This is a genomic window from Methanobacterium subterraneum (genome assembly GCF_002813695.1).
GTDB lineage: Archaea > Methanobacteriota > Methanobacteria > Methanobacteriales > Methanobacteriaceae > Methanobacterium > Methanobacterium subterraneum.
The window spans coordinates 1,941,124-1,960,159 of sequence record NZ_CP017768.1; the positions used below are offsets into that span (position 1 = coordinate 1,941,124).

Annotated in this window: 15 protein-coding genes; 7 read left to right on the forward strand and 8 right to left on the reverse strand. The window is 37.3% G+C overall.

Features of this window, described 5'->3' with window-relative positions; all coding sequences use genetic code 11:
- The first annotated feature begins 638 nt into the window (after positions 1 to 638).
- Both BK009_RS09485 and BK009_RS09490 read left to right on the forward strand, forming a co-directional pair.
- The gene (locus tag BK009_RS09485; protein ID WP_100905242.1) at positions 639 to 1,787 is read left to right on the forward strand and encodes an orc1/cdc6 family replication initiation protein; all 1,149 of its coding nucleotides are present in this window, start codon (positions 639 to 641) and stop codon (positions 1,785 to 1,787) included.
- Positions 1,788 to 2,104: 317 nt separating this feature from the next.
- On the forward strand, positions 2,105 to 3,157 hold the full coding sequence (locus BK009_RS09490) for a transposase (RefSeq protein ID WP_100907055.1): 1,053 nt from the start codon (positions 2,105 to 2,107) through the stop codon (positions 3,155 to 3,157).
- 112 nt (positions 3,158 to 3,269) lie between these two features.
- Here BK009_RS09490 and pyrB read toward each other — a convergent pair whose 3' ends face one another.
- The 4 genes from pyrB to BK009_RS12515 all read right to left on the reverse strand — a co-directional run bounded on the left by pyrB (position 3,270) and on the right by BK009_RS12515 (position 8,093).
- Positions 3,270 to 4,184 (reverse strand): aspartate carbamoyltransferase, encoded by a 915-nt coding sequence (gene pyrB, locus BK009_RS09495; protein WP_100905241.1) that lies wholly within the window; start codon positions 4,182 to 4,184, stop codon positions 3,270 to 3,272.
- A gap of 222 nt (positions 4,185 to 4,406) precedes the next feature.
- Positions 4,407 to 5,135 carry a tRNA (adenine-N1)-methyltransferase gene (locus BK009_RS09500; RefSeq protein ID WP_100905240.1) on the reverse strand — a complete coding sequence of 243 codons (729 nt, stop codon included), beginning with the start codon at positions 5,133 to 5,135 and terminating at the stop codon, positions 4,407 to 4,409.
- A gap of 81 nt (positions 5,136 to 5,216) precedes the next feature.
- The gene (locus BK009_RS09505) at positions 5,217 to 7,607 is read right to left on the reverse strand and encodes a DEAD/DEAH box helicase (RefSeq protein ID WP_100907201.1); all 2,391 of its coding nucleotides are present in this window, start codon (positions 7,605 to 7,607) and stop codon (positions 5,217 to 5,219) included.
- Between the two features lie 309 nt (positions 7,608 to 7,916).
- Positions 7,917 to 8,093, reverse strand: a complete 177-nt coding sequence (locus BK009_RS12515; protein ID WP_169923165.1) for a hypothetical protein — start codon at positions 8,091 to 8,093, stop codon at positions 7,917 to 7,919.
- Positions 8,094 to 8,656: 563 nt separating this feature from the next.
- On the opposite strand from BK009_RS12515, the gene BK009_RS09510 reads away from it, so the two are divergent.
- Positions 8,657 to 9,574: a hypothetical protein gene (locus BK009_RS09510; RefSeq protein ID WP_100909465.1), complete on the forward strand. Its 918-nt coding sequence runs from the start codon at positions 8,657 to 8,659 to the stop codon at positions 9,572 to 9,574.
- Between the two features lie 87 nt (positions 9,575 to 9,661).
- On the opposite strand, the gene BK009_RS09515 is transcribed toward BK009_RS09510, so the two are convergent.
- The 4 genes from BK009_RS09515 to BK009_RS09530 form a co-directional block, all read right to left on the reverse strand.
- Positions 9,662 to 10,861 (reverse strand): aconitase X, encoded by a 1,200-nt coding sequence (locus tag BK009_RS09515; protein WP_100909466.1) that lies wholly within the window; start codon positions 10,859 to 10,861, stop codon positions 9,662 to 9,664.
- Between the two features lie 197 nt (positions 10,862 to 11,058).
- On the reverse strand, positions 11,059 to 12,414 hold the full coding sequence (locus tag BK009_RS09520) for a single-stranded-DNA-specific exonuclease RecJ (protein ID WP_100907203.1): 1,356 nt from the start codon (positions 12,412 to 12,414) through the stop codon (positions 11,059 to 11,061).
- Complete coding sequence (locus tag BK009_RS09525; protein WP_100905235.1) at positions 12,380 to 12,781, reverse strand: 30S ribosomal protein S15; 402 nt, start codon at positions 12,779 to 12,781, stop codon at positions 12,380 to 12,382. The genes BK009_RS09520 and BK009_RS09525 overlap by 35 nt, the downstream gene beginning before the upstream one ends.
- A gap of 108 nt (positions 12,782 to 12,889) precedes the next feature.
- Positions 12,890 to 13,474 (reverse strand): XTP/dITP diphosphatase, encoded by a 585-nt coding sequence (locus tag BK009_RS09530; protein WP_211290133.1) that lies wholly within the window; start codon positions 13,472 to 13,474, stop codon positions 12,890 to 12,892.
- Positions 13,475 to 13,612: 138 nt separating this feature from the next.
- Between BK009_RS09530 and BK009_RS09535 the strand changes: the two genes are divergently transcribed.
- From BK009_RS09535 to BK009_RS09550, 4 genes are all read left to right on the forward strand, one after another.
- Positions 13,613 to 14,833 carry a tyrosine-type recombinase/integrase gene (locus BK009_RS09535; protein WP_157809722.1) on the forward strand — a complete coding sequence of 407 codons (1,221 nt, stop codon included), beginning with the start codon at positions 13,613 to 13,615 and terminating at the stop codon, positions 14,831 to 14,833.
- A 429-nt stretch (positions 14,834 to 15,262) separates the two neighbouring features.
- The gene (locus BK009_RS09540) at positions 15,263 to 18,013 is read left to right on the forward strand and encodes a hypothetical protein (RefSeq protein WP_100909468.1); all 2,751 of its coding nucleotides are present in this window, start codon (positions 15,263 to 15,265) and stop codon (positions 18,011 to 18,013) included.
- Positions 18,014 to 18,415 carry a hypothetical protein gene (locus BK009_RS09545; protein ID WP_100909469.1) on the forward strand — a complete coding sequence of 134 codons (402 nt, stop codon included), beginning with the start codon at positions 18,014 to 18,016 and terminating at the stop codon, positions 18,413 to 18,415. It begins immediately after the preceding gene.
- 191 nt (positions 18,416 to 18,606) lie between these two features.
- On the forward strand, positions 18,607 to 18,789 hold the full coding sequence (locus BK009_RS09550) for a hypothetical protein (RefSeq protein WP_100909470.1): 183 nt from the start codon (positions 18,607 to 18,609) through the stop codon (positions 18,787 to 18,789).
- The last annotated feature ends 247 nt before the right edge of the window (positions 18,790 to 19,036 follow it).

Below are 19,036 nucleotides of genomic sequence, written 5' to 3' on the forward strand. Positions count from 1 at the left end.
GATCTCTCTTTCTATTTTACATAAATGATCATTTTTCTTTTTTACACTTGAAATGCACCTCTCCCAAAACCATACAACATTCCTAATTTTTAAATCGTTTTTTCATTCACTTGAAATACATCTTTCCAGCAAGATTTGATTTTTATGTTAGATTTTTTTTTACACTTGAAATTGACCTCTCACCATACCATTAATATAGGATTAGTTACTTACACTTGAAACGCACCTTCACTTTGTAAATCATGATGATTTTTTTACACTTGAAACCACCCTCTCTTGGGTTCAACGTATCAATGTAAAATGAAAATCTCATGTTGCCTTATGTTTTGGTGAAATTCCCTAGATTAAAGTCCGGATTCAAATCATAAAACTAAAATATAACTCATTACTTTGTAATACTGGTTTAAATTCTATTTAATTATTATCCAGTGTTCAAATCCATGAAATTGACGTGATTTGATAAATGATTTGGGATTAAAATAATTAATCGTATTAGATGACTAATAATGTTATACATGAGATGATCCAGTTGGGGTGACTGGTATTTTCCCCATGTATTTGAGTTAACAATTATAGTTGCAACGTTTCAATTTGAATTAGGGACTTAAAATGTATTTTTATTATAAGAAGTGGTATTTATGAATATTTTTGAGGAATTGGGCGACAAAAATTCAGTTTTTAAATGTAAAAAGTTTTTAGACCATAGATTTCTACCTGATAATTTACCTCACCGTGAGGATCAGATCAAATCTGTGGCTAAATATTGGGTTGAAGCATTGAAAAATGTAACACCCCCGGATGTCACTGTTTATGGTAAGACTGGTACTGGGAAAACTGCTGTGGCCAAGTTTGCCAAGAAACAGCTGGACCAGATATCTAAGGAGAAAAATGTGAATGTACGGGTAGAATACATTCGTTGCACTGATTTCACCACGGAATACCAAGTTATTGCTCGTTTATGTCAGCAGATGGGTCAAGATGTTCCTTACCGTGGTTGGACTAAAGCTGAAGTTATAAATGCCTTTCGTAATCTTTTCAAGAAGAATGTTTTTGGTAATGACTTGATTTTAATTATAATCCTGGATGAGATTGATATTCTGTTGAAAAATGATGGTGATGGACTGCTTTACACTCTTACCCGGACTGATAATGTTTCCATAGCTTCCATCAGTAACTTTGTGGATTTCAAACAGTTCATCAAGCCCCGTGTGCGAAGCAGTCTACGTGACAGGGAGATCGTTTTCCCACCTTACAATGCCCAGCAACTGGTGGACATCCTACAAGAACGTTCAAAATTGTCATTCAACGATGGAGTGCTCCATGATGAAGTCATACCACTTTGTGCAGCTCTGGCGGCTAAAGAAGAGGGTGATGCACGTTATGCCCTTGATTTACTGCGAACTTCCGGTGAACTTGCAGATGAAAAGAGCACAGACATGGTTTATGAAGAATACGTTCGGGAGGCCAAGGATCAAATCGAACACAACAAGGTCACTGATATTGTAATGACCCTTCCCAGTCAGCAACAGAAGGTACTGGAATCCCTAATATACCTCACCAACCGTAAGGAAGAAATTACCTCTGGAAGATTATACGATGTTTACAAGGATATAACTAAGGGAGATTCTGTTTCATACCGCAGAATCTTCGATTTTATAAATGAATTGGAAATGTTAGGACTTATATCCACAAAAACAGTATCCAGGGGTAGAGGTAAGGGAAGAACAAATCTCATCACCCTTCAGTGTGACATGGAACTTTTGGAAGATGCAATGTGGACTGGTTAAACAACCCACCTCCTATCTTTTTTTATCCATTTCATTTCTCAGTATCATAATTTTTTAGAATTAAGATTTAATAATTAAATTAAGATTGAATAAAACGAGAAATTGTCTAAAATAATTCATTTTAAATTAAATATCCATCAGGGTGTCTGATCTAGTGTGAAAATTCACCAACTTTATGACTTTGATTTCAAACACAAACAAGTATTTGGATTTCCCGGATAAAAGTACAATTGAATATTGACTATATATTAAAAATAGGCCTTAAGAATCGGAATATTTATTAATAATGGGATATAATATTTTATTGGCTGATAAAAATGAATATCCCGTTAAATCCCGATTCAAAAGACCCTATTTGGACTCTGTTTGGTAAAGTAATTAAACTTATCGATAGTAGAAGTTTTCAGCAAGAATTGGCTCGAAACAAGCTACAAAGCATAGAACGATATCAAACTATGCTAAAAATAATATTATTAGCATCATATTTTAATTTAGAAGTATCACATGTTCACTCTGAGGTAGAAAACCGTGAAAAGCTCCGGAAATTCCTAAATATAAACAACCCATTAACATTAAAACAAATCAGAGAGGTTTATTCACGAAAAAATGAACAAAAATACCTAGAATTAGCATTAAAAACACTTAACAAACTAGAATTTAAAAAAATACGAGGTCTTAAAACTATTTTACTCGATTCAACCGCGATAATCATTGATTTGAAGTTTAATGGAAAGTATATTTCAAAGCAAACATGCCTTGATAAAGACTACAAAAGAGGCTTTTCTACCTCTAAAGGCCATTATGCAGGCTTTCAGATGACAATAGCAGTAGAACACGAAACATTAAGACCCCTAGCAATACTAATCTATCCAGGTTCACCAAACGACGCAAAAATATTTGACAAAATTATGTATGAACTGAAAAGAAGAAGATTACTCAGAAAAGGACAATTAGTAATTGCAGATAAAGGATTTTATAGTGCCTGCAATTACTTAACCGGAATAAACAAATACAAAATCGTTCCGTTAGTATTTCCAAGGAAAAAACCAACATTAGAAGTGTTAAAAGACAAAATAATCAATCCGTTAGATTATTTTAACTATGAAAATAAATCCGGAACAATATATCAGGAATTACGAAACCGATTATTCGAATTACTTCCTAAATGGGAAGATTCACGCCGAACAAGATGGAAAATCGAGAAAGTATTCGAATTCCTAAAAGAAAATTTAGGCTTAGGACATATACACGCATATACCAAACGATCCGTCTATAAAAAAGCATATCTAAATGTACTTTTACTAGGAATACTAATATCCAATGGCCAAAACGAAATCAAAGAAATTTACACCATGCAAAATTTCACTTAAAACAGACACCCTGATATCCATTTTAAAATTTAAAAAATTTAAGTAATCTACCATTACATTAAATTTTGCTCTTTTTCAGTTTTTTTTTATTCTATGCTTATTCTAAATTTCTCTACTTTATTATTGATTTTAAGAGAGCCATTCTAACTGGTACTCCGTAAAAGGCTTGTTGGAAGTATCTTCCGTAGGGCGTGTTATCCAAATCGTGTGAAATTTCATCCACGCGAGGTAGGGGGTGCATAACTATGGCTTCGCTCCCCTTAAGGATTTTTGAGTCAATGGTGTAGGCTCCTTTAATTTTTAAGTATTCCTGGGGGTCTGGAAACCTTTCTTTCTGGATTCTGGTAACATACAACACATCAGCATAGTTTAAAACATCCCTAATATCTTCAGTTTCCTGCACACTTACCCCTGCTGCCGCCAGATCGTGTAGCACTTCCCTGGGCATTTTAAGTTCTGGTGGTGATACAAAACTCATTTTAGCCCCGAACATGGCTAGTGCATAAGAAAGGGAGTGTACGGTTCTACCGTATTTAAGATCACCCACCAGTGCCACGTGTAATTCTTCAATATCACCAAGGATGCGTTTCATAGTGTACAAATCTAGGAGGGTTTGGGTGGGATGTTGTCCTGCACCGTCCCCAGCGTTAATCACTGGGACGTCTACCATCTCTGCAACATACCGGGCAGTGCCTTCCATATTATGGCGAATCACAAGGGCATCAGTGTACTCCCCAACTATACGCACGGTGTCGGTTAAATTCTCGCCCTTGGTAACCGAACTGGTTCCTGCTTCTGCAAAACCAACTGTACTTCCCCCTAAACGTTTGATGGCTGTTTCAAATGAGAGCCGAGTGCGGGTTGATGCTTCGTAAAACAACATTCCCAGAATCGATCCTGATAATGCATTGGATTTTTCCTTTGATCGGGCAATGGGTTCCATTTCCTCGGCTAATTTGAGGATATATTCAATGTCTCTTTTACTAAAATCTTTAATTGAAATTATATTTTTCAAATTGAAACCCATCTTCTCCACCATAACCCTTGTTTATGCGTGATTATCCACTACAAAACCTCATATCCAACTCTAATTATGCTGATTATCTTTAATATTATTTATTTTTAATAGGCCAAATATTTAATTTTTAATGGTTCATTTACCTTGGAATAAATCAAAACAACTTATTTCAAATATTTCAGTTATTAAACTATATTTTGGTAAAGATACGGTGTGTTTCGAACTTTTTAGTTAAATTTTTCTCCCAAATGTTAAATAACCGGTATGTCCAGTCATCCTGGTTTTAGGGCGCACACCTTTATCTTTAACTTCTATCTCACGAACCAAACATTCTAAACTCTTTAAATTGGAGAAACTGCGCTTTTTAAGTATTCTGTTTAGTAGTTTAACCTGGTCTATGTAGGGAGTGTAGGCTGCCAAGTATCCTCCGGATTTAAGGGCGTCACGGGCATGTTCAACCACTTCCCATGGTTTGGGCAGATCCAGGAATACCAGATCCACATCCTCTTCATCAATCCCTTCCACCACATCCTGACATTTAAGGGTTACATTTTCCAATCCAAAGCCTTTAACATTTTTTTCAGCTATCTGTGAGAAATCTTCTCTTAATTCATAGGAGTAAACATGACCAGTTTCTCCAACTACGTTTGCCATGAATATAGTGGCTGCACCCGCTCCGGTACCGGCCTCCACCACTCGCTGTCCATATCCCAGCCCAGTATAAGCTGTCATCACACCCAAGTCTTTGGGGAGGATAATGGAACATCTGCGGTCCATAAGTTCAATGTAATCGTTGATGTTGGCTTTTAATACACGGAATTCACGCCCTAAGTGTGTTTTTAAAACATCCCCTGGATTACTACTACCTATTTCTTCTTTTTTAATGTAACCATGGTCAGTGTGCAAGTCATCAGTGCCAATCAGAAATTTCTTTCCCTTTTCATTCACTAAAATCTTCATCTATCCTCATTCTCCATTTGGCTTAATTAATTCTAAGTTCCCTTATTTCCAACATTTTAACCGTTAATTTAGAATTTTTGATTATTTTTTCGTATTTTCAAGTTTGTATTCATTCTCTGGTTTATTTTTACCATTTATGATAGGTTTATCTTCTGTTAATTGTTCAGGGGAATATTTGGATGTATCTGAATATTTGGATTCAATAATTTCCCGAATATTTCGAGCTTTTATCCGACCAATACCGCTAACTCTTATTAAATCATCAGTTGTGGCATTGAAAACTCCTTCCACACTTTCAAACTCTTTCAAAAGTCTCCGGGCATTCACTGGCCCCACGTTGGGTAGTGATTCCACAATGAAAAGTTGTTGTTCCTGGAGTGTTAATGGTTTTCTCTCTGTCTGGATCTGCACTTCCTTGGAACCTCTATCCAATTCCCGGATTGCTAGTCTGTGAATCATGGCTGCAGTATCCTCAGGGTTACGGGTGGGGATGATGGGTATGTTAAAATCAACTGCCAGACTGGCCAGTGCTCCTCGAATGGCATTGGGGTGTAATCCACTGCTGTAGAGATCCTGCCCTTCCAGAATGATCACCGGCTTGGAGAAGTTCTCCACCAGTTCCTGAGCCTGTTTATATAACCTTTTATCAATCAATGAGCTAACAAAATCCTTGGTACTTTTTCTCTCCACAACCACATCTGAACTTATCTGATAATCACCAACCAGAAGACTGGAAGGCTCCACACTCACTTCCAGATTACTCAATTCTCTAGTAACCCCAGACATGGCCTCCCGGTGGTCCACATATACCACTAATTTATTATCTTTCCCTTCGTCTTGCGAATCAGCGTTATTGGTATTTTTCCTATCCAGAACTTTAACATCCTCATCATTTGCAATCAAAGGTTTTTCTGGCTGAGTGAAGCCATTAGCCAGTTGTTTTTTCATTTTCCTTTCTCGGTGCATGCTGGAATAATAAAATGACTCATCCCTAGTGTTTTTAGTGATTAAAACAATCATGCGTCCTTTATTAGCTCTCCCAGTACGCCCACGCCTCTGGATCATTCTTATCTCTGAGGGCACTGGTTCATAAAGTACCACCAGATCCACGCTAGGTATGTCAATACCTTCCTCTGCCACACTAGTGGAAACCAGCACTTGGTAGGTTTTCATCCTGAAGGCCTTTATGATCTCCGTCTGCTCTTTCTGGGTGAGACCTTTTTCTTTCTCCCGGCTGGCCTGTCCAAAGAATTTAACCGCATTTATACCCTCTTTCTGGCACCGGTCATGGATCTGGTTCACTGTATCCCGGTACTGGCTGAAGACAATAACTTGCTGTTTATCCTCACGAGCTTCTTTGAGTATTTCAATGAGTTTTCCCATTTTCGGATGTTCTAAATTATTCTGGTGCGCCTGTCTGGTGAGGTTTACCGCGGCTTTAAAGTTTTCATCCTTTAATAATCCCTGTGCAGCTCTGGTTTTTTTCTGACGCATTCTCTGGAAATAGGAGTATAAGTTACTCATGCCCTGGGTTTCCAGAAGCTCAAGGGAGTGCATAACACTGAAAACCGCGGTTAACATGGATATTGCCAGTAAACATTCCCGGGGTGGGGTGGCACTTCTGGACATCCGGTTCTGAACTTTTCCACGGGCCCTTAATATATCCTTTTTGCTGACCTGCTGGATTGACCTGAGTACTCCCAATTTTTTCAAACCCTTCAGACGGTTTTTGAGCACCACATCCAGATGGTTTTTAATGGCCAGTTGTTCCTTTTTCAAGTCTACCTTAATCCATTCAACTTCAATGGGGTTAAAATAGGGTTTAACATCGGTGTCATCTTCATTCTTCACCACCACCTCTTTGATAAAAAGGTTTTCACATACTTGGTTTATTTTTTCTTCATCACCACCAGGAGATGCAGTTAATCCCAGTATCAACCTGTTTTTAGCCTGTTTAGTGTAACGTTGTGCCAGGAAGACGTAGGAATAGGATCCAGTTCCCCGGTGACATTCATCAAAGATCAGTAGCGAAACGTTTTCTAAGGAGTACCTACCGGCAATAATATCTGATTCAATAGTTTGAGGTGTGGCACATATTATCTGAGACTCTTCCCATCTTTTAATCCGTTCTTCCACCTTCACCGCACCGGTAAGGCTGTTGGTGGTTGATTTTAAAAACTCACGGAAACTTTCCTCGTGCTGTACTACCAGGGGTTTGGTAGGTGCTAAAAGTAGAATTTTACTATCTGGATATTTTCTAAGACGGTCTGCAGATACCAGAGCAGCCACTATGGTTTTTCCTAGAGCTGTAGGGGCCACTATCATAGTATTTCCCTTTTTAAGAACGTTGGCTGCAAGTATTTGTTGGTAAAGACGTGCTTCAATTTTTGCCGGTTCGATTAAAGGGTGTTGTATCCACCTTACTGTTTTTGTTGAAGGGCGGGTCTCTTTTTGATGTTTATTTCCAACCATTTTTAATATCCTGAATTAGGTTTGTTAGAGTGACATATCTTGAACTAATACTATGTTTGCAATCTATAAAACTATTACAAAAAAAATCAATTCAAACAGCAGAATATACATATGAGTATTTCTTATATTCACATTCTCGTGATTTTTATTATCAAACCACTATGTGTTAATTCGTTTTCAAATGAGGAATAAATTAATAGTTAGTAAAAAATTACTTCTTATTAATTCTAAATATTTGGTGTGGTTTAGTCACCTTCCTGATGCTGGAAACGGTCAGAAGGTTGTCAGAATCAAGGTTAGGAGTTCCCCCTACCAACCCTCTATCTTTTTGACTTCTTCCAATATTTCAATACACTCTGTTATTTCCTTAGTAGGTTCTAACCCTTCTAGTATGCCTATAACTTGGTTAATTCTGGCTATACTTCCAATATTCATATTTTTATCTTTCTTTAGTTCTATATTGTCAAAACCCTTTAGTTTCACCATTTTATCCCCTCTTCTTCAGTGATTAACTGGCTTCCATTATTCGATTAATATTTTTTTAATGAATTATAACCATTAATTTCTTCTTTATCCTTCTAAAATTCATGTATTTACCAAGTTATATTATTTTTGTATGGTGTTAAAAATTCAATAAGGTATGGTTCTACTTTTAATATCCCTTTTACTTCATTTTCTCCATGGTAATGGGTATTTATAAAGTGAATTTCCTTCATTGTGTACTAGTAGAAACTTATCCCCTAACGGTTATTGTATATTCCAATTTACATTTCCAATTTACATTATCATAGTCTGTGGTAGTTATCTTAACGGATATTTACTTGCCTCTTGTTTTTCTTTTACCTGCGATCTTGTTACCATTTCCGGTGCTGTTTAATATGCTTCCAAGATGGGGTGTGTTTTTTTATCCTTTTTGTAAAAACTAATCCAGATTTTTATACATTTGCTTAAAAATAAATTTGTAATGTAATGTACCGTCATATAATCAACTTAAATTATATTATTAATGAATAAATTAATATTACTAATGATTGGTAGTAGTGATTCAGATGGTTGGTGAATACAATAACCGGGAACAAGATTTGAAAACAATTTACCAGGAATTTATAAATGAATTTAACCATATTTATGGGGTTATGGGCATTTTAAAGCAATTTATTTATTTATGGGATGAAAATATTTGGGAATCATTATTTAATGTCTATGTTAAATGGAAAAATCCTTTTAATATACCGGATCCTCCTTTAACTATCCCTGTAAGTCTGTTGTTGGCACAAGCCATTAGAAATGGAATACAACCTAGAGAATTAATTGATGATTATCAAGATTCCAATGTATACTTGGTGGATTACGAAACATTCCATAATCTGCACATTTTCCTGGAGAAATTATATTCATTACATCTGGGCCGGGAACTGGTGGAAGATGATTTATGGGCTTTACACAAAAGTGACCTGCCAGAACGGGTTCTGGGAGGATTGGAAGTATTTGATATTTTCAAGGGTAATTTATTTTTAGGGGATGACTTTTTTCAACAGATTAAAAGTGTTATCTGGGATGAAGAGGCCTTGATTTTTTGTAAAAAATTACAAAATCTTTTAATTACATTCCTATTTGAAAACAAAAACGGAAATGAGACTATATTCAGTCAGGAACTGGAAAAAGTAGTAGTGCTACTGGCACACTGCAGTGCAGTATCCAGTGACAGCCAATATATTATTATTGGGAATGTTGTAAGGGCGTATAACGCTTTATTCAAAATCATAAACACAGATATAACTCATTTGGTTAATAAAAAATATTATACTGGTTTTTTAATCTGTAAAGATTGTAATGAATTTTATCCACTGCTGGAAAATGAATCACCACATGATTTTTCCCATTGCAGTTGTGGTGGTGGACTGGAATATCTAAGTTCAGAGAATTCAAATAATTCAAATAATAATCAAATTTTTAAAGGCGATTAATAAGTTAATAGTTAAAACAAGGGAATTTAAAATAGTCTGAGTGGTGGTACTTACACCATGTTTGCACCCTCACTTACCATACGTGTATTATTTTTTTATGGCTATGAGATTCTCCCATTCATCAAAAACCACATCTAATCCACACATACTTGGAACATAGTTAGCTGCTTTTGCAGAATCCACCCCTATGACTTTAAATCCCATATATTCTATGGGAGCCACTACCATACAAGTGTCACAGACCACATGACCACCAGCCTCTTCTATGATCCTGGTGTAGCCCATTCTATCGGATGCTGCTTTAACGGAGATAGATGTGCACACCCATAACTGGTTGGCCAATTTTTTCCCATCCAATTTGAGGGCAACTTCCTTTATCTCCTCTAATGATGCATGAGGACATCCCAAGCAAACCAGATCTGGTTTTTGAGAGGTTGAAAGTTTTCCCCGAGTATCATCCACATCTTCCCGGGTCACAGTTAACTTCTCCAGATTCTTGGTGTAGGGCATTGCCTCCGGGGATTCCGGGGTGGTGTTTTCCATATGGAAAAGAGCCACTGCTCCAGAAGAGGCCAGTGCTGCTCCCAGAGCTTTTAACTGGTTAACTTGTGGTTTTTTTTGCTGTTCATCCACTAATTTGAAGTAAGGGATGCCGTTTCCCACAGCTTTACCCACCAGATATCCCAGGGCACCGTAATCTGCACCGTTAAGTGAAGTTTCAACTTCAACCAGTAGATGGGGAACCCTGCCCTCATCTAAATGGTAGCCATAGTTCGGTGTTCTTCCACAGATGGCGGCGGATAATGCTCCAGGACCACCTTCACGATTTGTACGTGCGCCAAGAACTGAATTACCGTAACAAACAGCTGATGACTCTGACCAGGCAATATGGCTGCCCAGTGGGGGTACATTACCAACCAGGTAGGGAGTGCAGGTACAGGTGGTGCTGATTCCCATTTTGCGATAGGCTTCCACAATGAGTAACTGTTTTTTGGTGAATTCAGCAGGAAACCCGAGTTCCTTCCACTGGTCAAGATCCACACCTGCCGGGTTGAGGGTGCTGGGCACCACTACCTGGGCACCTTCACCAGCCAAGTCTTCCAGGTACTCTAAACCCACGTCCCCAACGGTTTTATAGGAAACTCCAGATATCTGGGCAGACACAATCTCCACCATACCATCTGCTCCGTAGATATCTCCAAGAGCAACCAGTATCTCCATAGATTTCTCCACAGCAGGGCCATACTCGCCTGAATACATTTTTTCTTCTTCTCGGGTAAGATACATAGAAAATGCCTCGGTTATTCACGAATTCACATGTAATCAAATTAAGTAAATACTTCAAGGATTGATTTAATTGATTAGGGGATTGATCCAAGGGTTAGAATACCAATTGCCAAATCCTGATTTTAGATAAACTATCCATGAAATTAATCCTTAATTATTATAATTCAACAGATATTAAATTCCACTATTTCCCTGGTTTAACTAACCTGGGTGCTGACAATATCATTTACCAGGTTTTTGAAGTTTTCAAGTTCCTTGTAGGGTACCACTGCACCTGCAGCGATATTATGCCCACCACCTGCACCATTAAAACTTTTTGATGCCTGTTCAAGTGCAAAACCCAGATTAACTCCTTTCTGAGTCATTTCCAGGGTGGTTCGCCCGGAAATTTTAACCAGATTGTGCATACGGGACAGAGTGATCACTGGCTTCTGGGAATTCAAGATCTCCAGTTCAATTCCTAAAGATGCTAGAGTTCCCATGATCTTCTTATTTTCCTTATCTTCAGTGTAAAGGTACTGAACATAGTCCATTTCCTGGGAACCCTCTCTGGAGATCCATCTTATCCCTCTAATCAGGGATTCCCGGTATTTACTTAAAAATTCCACTCCTTCGGTTATGGCAGACTTTCTTTCACCCAGACAGATGCTTAATCCAACGGCATAGTTCTTGTTCTTACCACATGCATCCAGGATCAGAGCGTAGTCCTCTAGATTTCGCAGTGCTGGGGTTTCCTGGGGCATGCTGTAGATACTACCGAATATTTTTGGATTAATTCTGGTCAGGTGTTCCGTGAGAAAGTCCTTCTCTTCATTGGCCAGATCTGTGAATTTAATACCGTAGGATATGCCAATTTTCTCCAGGAAGGTCTGACTTTTCTCAGGATTCCCTGAAATTCCAGGGATGGCTGGTTGGAATGTGTGTGCCAGGGCTTTATAGAGGGGTTCATCCTTGGAGGATATTTTCAGGTCTTCGTGTTCTTCCACTACACCCGCTTCGGTGGCTTCGGTGAGTATGGTCTGGTTCACTCCACTAAAACCATCTGCATATTGCATATCTCCAAAGGCACCCACCAGAGCCAATCCTGTTAAGTTAACTTTGTTAAGGGGTTTCACTGTGAGATAGGTTACTCCAGAGGCACTCACATCACGGGTTCCGTCCAATCCGAACAAGTGGGGGTTCACGTGCACCAGAGTTTCCTCATCATCTCCAGTGCTATCCATGGTCTGGTGGTGGTCGGCGATTATGGCCTGGCCCTTGAGTCGGCCAATCCTCTCCACATAGCCACTTCCCATATCACAGAAAAAGAAGAGTTCATATTTCTCCTGGGAAAGACGGTCTAGAGTTTCCTCATTAAGTCGGGGGACCATGGTAACATGGAATTTCCCACCTTCCTGGGAGATGGCATTGCAGATAACACCTGCCGCTGATATACCATCAGCATCATTGTGGGAGATAACTCTCACCACATGATCCTGATCTAAATGCTCCTTAAGGAGCATGCAAGCTTCTTCAGCTCTATTTAACAAGTAGTGCTGCTTTTTGTGGGTCATATCTCCATCCTTCAGGGAGCACTCCTTCCCGGGTGTAGTACTTTACCAGTCTTCTGATCCTGGATTCCACCAGCTGCAGACCTCTTTTGGTGTGCAGGTCCTTGGGGTTTTCCTTGAGGTGGTCCCGGATGTTGACTGCCTTACGGATGAGGTTCATGAGATCTTCAGGGTATTCTTCGCCCTGATCGTGTTTTTCCAGTATCTTGGTTAGTTTCATATCGGTTACGGCTTTAACGTCTGGAATTCCGTACTGATCTCGTAGTATAATTCCAATGACACTGGTTGATTTTCCTTCTTTTCTCAGTTTTAATATAATCTCTTCTATTTCTTCGGTTGAGTATTCAACCCAATCAGGCTTTGCTGCCATCAAATCACCTCTTATAATCATCTATTCTATTTTAATCTGCAATTATCAGTAGATTAATTTATTAAGTTATTTAATCAGGATTGTGAGTTTCAACTTTTTTTAAGCTATTTATTTGCTTATAAAATCCTTATACCATTGGGCAAAATTTTCTAGGGACTGGCGTCTGTGGGAAAATTCATTCTTCTCCTCTCGGGTGAGTTCACCGAAGCTTAGGGAGTGTCCTTCTGGTATGAAAAGTGGATCGTAGGCGAAACCATGCTTTCCTTTTTCCTGATGTGCTATTTGTCCCCCGACTACACCTAAAAAAGTCTCGGGCTCGGTTTTGGGTGTTGCAAACCCAATTACCGACCTGAACTCGGCGTAACGGTCCTTGACATTATTCATCAGTTTTAAAATACCTTGATTGCCCAGGGTGTCTTGCACATATGCGGAATAGGTTCCTGGAAACCAGTTAAGAGCTTTAATAAACAGACCTGCATCTTCAACGATAACTGGCCTTCCCAGCCGCCTGGCAGCATCTTCTGCGCCAAAGCGAGCCACATCAATTAGCTCTCCCTGAATTTCAGGGTAACCCAGGTCTATGTGTTCCACTTGGATATTGAACTGGTGGAAGATTCCTTGAGCTTCTTTTACTTTGTGTTGGTTACCGGTTATAAATGTTATGGTCAACGGAAGATGTCCAGTTTTTGGCATAAAAATCACCTGAAAAATCAGTTAAAATCCATAATAAGCGTGCACTACTTGGGATCTATAAATGGTTATGATTTTTCAACCTATTTAAATGACTTGGTTCTAACTTTCATCAGAAACAACAAAGAGGTGAAGAGGCCTATGGCAGATATTGAAGTAATGGGAGACCCTAAATTTAAGCAATTCATCCAATCAAGGAGGTATAGGGAACGATCCATCAAAATACATCATAATAGTTTAAAATTTTACACAAAATTTCTAGGAAAAACCCCAACAGAAATTATTGATGAAGCGATAAAGGAAGAAGAGGATGGGATACGGATGAGTTCACGAAAAATTAAAGAATATTTAATCAATTTCGTTGAATATCTGACAGAACTCGGTAATGCACCTCAAACGATAAAGAATAAGATAAATTCTGTTAAAACATTTTATCATGAATATGATATCTTAACACCACGGATAAGGATGCCCAAAACGGCTGAAAACCCAGTTCTTGCAAAAATACCTGGAAAAGAACATATAATACAAGCTTTAAAACATACAAGCATTCGTAACAGAGCTATGGTGCTTTTAATGTCTTCATCAGGGATGGGTTCAGGTGAAATAAGAAGTTTAACTTATAATCATTTTATACAGGCTATTAATGATGTATTAAGTGATTTAACTGAAGAAGAAAAGCTTGATATCTTTAAGGTTCAGTCAAGGGTCAAAGGAAAGGACATCATTGGTGTGTGGGATGTCATAAGATATAAAACTAAAACACCCTATATCACTTTTTCCACACCTGAAAGCATTCATGCCTTGGTAGAATACTTAATTGACAACCAAAGAAACAATAACCCAATAAAATCCAAAGACGACTATTTGTTTGCCGTAAACGGTAAACCAATGGAAGAAAACACGTTACATCAAATTTTTAAATCAATAAATGATAAATGTGGCTTTGGAAAACAGGGATATCAAAGATTTTTCAGATCCCATGCCATGAGAAAATTTATGGGTACATCTTTATTTGGTGCAGGAATGGATCGTGCAAAAGTCAAAATGTTATTAGGCCATACCGAGGATGAAACAAACGAAGCGTATTTTAAATTCTCTGTTAAAGACCTGAAAAATCTTTATTTCAAGTATATGGATGCAGTAACCATTCAAGAAACAAAAACAAAAACTATTAAGAGCGAAGAATACCAGTATCTCACAGCTAAACTCCTTGAAAAGGATGAAACACTGGCCAAGGTTGAACAAAGGTTGGAACAAATCGAAGCCAATAAAAAGGAAAAGAGAAGATCTATAGATGAATTATTCTCTAATCCCGAATTCCTGGCGGATTTCCAGGCAATGGCCAAAACGTTGGTCTGACTTCTATTATTTTTTTTTATTTACTTCCAATATATTCCAATACAATACATCCAATCATCGCTTTTTTTTCATTATGATCTTATTATTATGCTTTAATTAGAAAATTACGGTTGGGATTTTTGTAACTATATATTGTTTATTAAAATAATCCTTTCTTATCGGCTAGTAAGGAGGTCTAACAATCTATGAGATATTAAGTAAAATCTACCAAGAAAAAAAGAACCTCGATAACCCTCCAAAATACTTGGAAACACTTATTAAGGTTCTGGAATTTGAAACAGCAGTTGAATGTTAGGAGAATAATGGGCATTCATGATTAGCCACATTGCGAAGAGCTTCATGGGATGCCAATGGAACTATCTTTATTAACCTTAATAAAAGATTCTCTTGGCATTGGCCTGTTTTCTCCTTTTAAGGAGATTTGTGAACATGAAAGATAAAACTAGTGGACACTATCATAAATTAGGCGTCCAAAATATAATAAAAAGATTTTCAACCTATAACGCGGCATCAAAAGCAGGCGTATTTGATAATAAAGGTTGGTATAAATATGGGGATGATAAACGGCGACTGATTAATCTTTTAGATGATGAAGATTATCAGTATTTAGTAAATAAGTTTGATAAGAGACTTTTAGGTACCTTAAATTACTTTAGGCCGAGTGTTTTCCAGGAATGGCAGCAAAAACCATGGGATGTTGCTGAATCGTTGGGTGGGCTAGAAGATACAATGTATTACATGCTCTCCATTGATTTAGATTTAGCAAACGATTACACTGTGAATGACGTTAAAGCTTTAGAAGCTCTTGAAACAGCAGCTAGATTCATATCAGATGATTTAAGGAAAGTTATAAACGATAAATTCCTCATCCTGTTTTCAGGGAATGGTATTTACTTCCATTTGCATCCTGAATTTGTAGCTTCAGGGGAAACTAATGATGCAGCTTGTGAAAGCCGTGCTACAGAACTTCAAAATATTCTGGATGCATTCAATTTATACATCCAAACACTGGAAAGGAAGCTTTTCCAGGAATGTCCTGAAGTGCATGGGCTTGTTAAAGTGGATGCTATTAACAATCGGAAGAGGGTGTTTAAATTGCCCTTAACAACTCATAAGGATTTACCTTATTTGGTATACCCTATTGGGTTCAGAAACATCCAGATTAGGCTTAAAACTTTACCGTTATCAGATGATGAGATTCAAGAAGCAGCAAAATCTATTAATATATTTTTCGATAAAATACCCAGTCTCGAGGAGCATAAGCAGCTTGGAACTCTTCTTTCAACCTACAATAAGCCTAAAGAAGTTAATTCAAAATCAAAAAGCAAGGAGGTACATGATGTACCTCCAGTTCCAATTCCTATTGATATCATAAAGGAAGAACAAATTTGTAGTAAGATATTCAGCCATGCATCATGGCCAAAAGGTAACACGAGACGTGTTGCATTCATTACTACAGTATTAAGACGTTCTGGATGGGATAAACGATCAACCAAAAGATTTGTTAAGAAAACTGCAATTAACTGGAAAGTTGGTGCATTGGATCATGTGATCGATTCATGGTTGGATTTTGATCCACCAAACATTGAAACAATATACAATATCGGTTCGGATTATCCTGAAATGACAATGGGCGACCTGCGTGATTACTTTCCACTAAAACCTGATTATTCTCATGTGATGGATGAGATTTTCAGACTAGCTCGAAACAAAGGATTCCAAGTACCTGAAATTGAGTTAAAAGATGAAAACAATGAATGCAGAGACATTAAATTGAAATATGGAACAGAACACTTATTTGGGTTCAATGATTTGGAAACAGCTACGTCATTATTTGGTATGGAATATAAAATTGCCTTTAAAGTCCTCTGGTACACATTGGCATCATTCAGGATAGCCATATCTCGAATTAAAGCAGGACGTATAGAACTGGATGGTAGAATCTCACCATTGTTTGTTCTTCCTGCAGGTAGGGGCAAGAACCAAATAAAAACCGTAATTAAAAAAACAATTGAAGGGCTGCACTGTGATTATGGGGAACCTACTTCCCTTCATGCGGAACAGTTGGTAGGTAAAACTGTTAAAAACTCCAAAACCGGCGAGTTTTATCATAATAGAGGCTATCTAAATGATGACTATGTTGTTATAGACGAAGCTTATCAGCTACTTACCTCATCAGACCTGAAATATGCTGAAGCAAGAAAATATATCAGGGTGGCATTGGATCCGTATCCCAATAACACTGTTCACAAGAGAACAACAGAATATGGTAGAGAAGGTGCTTTGGAATTTAATCCTCATTGCCCTATATCATTGTTTGTGCAGCCAATTAGGTTTGAAAATGAAATATTGGTGTTAGAAGGTGATATTCGCAGGTTTACTATAGCATATCCTTTAATTCAATCTTCCAATGTTTCTGAAACCTTAAGAAGAAGAATATTCGACGAATCGGATAACAAGGCTGCGTTGGACAGTTTCATTACATTAATGTCTTCCCTGGAACCCATTGAATCGTTCCAGTTTTCAGAGGATGCAAAAAAGTCGTTAGAACATTTGTCTAATGATTTATACAAACAAGGGGTTTCATATTCCCATAAAATAGCTTGCTTGAATGAATCAATCATTTACACCAGTCAAAATACATTAGTGAAGTTTTCTGCAATTCAGGCATTCCAACATGGTCGGTCGACGGTGGAAAGAATTGATATAATCTTGGCATATATGGATCTGTTTGAGATAATGGAACATACCTATAAATTCATAGAAGCCAAGATTCCGGGTTCACTTGATTATGGCGAAGGTTGGAATGGTGCAGTTCAGAATGATCAGCAACTACTGAAATGGCTTCATGCAAATGGAGCAAACAGTAAAGAAAACGCAATTCCAAAGCAACAATACATTGATAAAATTAAGGAACTGTTTGGAATAGAGAAGCGACAAGCAGAATCAGTATACAAAAAGCACTTTGAAGTAGATGGGTGGATAGGAAAGACTAAAAAACAAAAGAAAGTTTTTGTCTGGTTAAAGTTCCAACCTGATGAATGTAATAATTGTACTGTGCAGTCGGATTTCGAGTTTGAATATGAGTCATACATCCAATGTTACGAACAGCTTCTGATCGAAGAAGCTCAAAAGGAATTGCATACTGCAAACATTACAATAAAAGAGGAGGCTGGGTAAATGTTCCAACCAAAAATTTTAGAGGGCTGTAACACTTTAAATTCATTCCAAACAGTGTCCAAAGTAGATGGATTTGACGAATGGTTTGATTTTAGAAATTCAGTAAAGGATAAAACTGTGCCTGTAGTGTTTATATTGGAATTGGATGATGGGATAGCAATTCATTATTTAATGGATCATATGTCTTACTCATTGTCGGATTCGGCTCACATGACAATTAAAAAATATTTCATGGACATATGCAAGCATTACGATGATATTGGCTTTCTTAAAGGCACTAATAATGGGTACTACTGTTATTCCACATGGGGCGTAATAGATAGAGTGCATCCCGATGATGCTGATAAGATTGGATTGTTCATTTACGATATCGTGATGGATATTAGAAACTGGTGGAGGTAATCCACTTTTTATTTTTTTATTTCTTTACATCAAAAAGGGCTTATGCCTCCAAAAATAATTACTACTTTTTTGTTGTATATTTGATGGTTACAACCATAATACCAAATTAATAAAAAGTATTTATAAATAAATGTAATACAATATTGGTAATGTATTATGAGAAAGTTCCAAGCTATTTCTTAACTTGAAATGTGGAAAGTGCAATAAAAGAAACAAAATTAATTTTACCCATAGTAATTTCTGAAGAAGACTGGATTATTGCACAAGAAAACTTTAAACGATTGAATAAAGGTGAAAACCCATCTGAAATTTATCTTGAGGTTATGACTGAATATTTTTTTTCAATTCCTGTGAGCATAATCAGTTTAATATGAATCCACTTTTTAAGTATATTTGATCATTAAATGTATTGGAACGTGTTTAAATGCAATATATTGTCATACATTAATTTTTATTAGAAATTAAAGTATAATTAAAATACAATAAGCATATTAAGGATCAATTAAGATCCGTTAACTATATAAATGATCAAAACATACTATAACTGCACACAAATAACCTTGCATTAGTTTAAGACACAATAAGAGTTAATGTGTCCTGGATTTTTACAAGGTTGGAGGT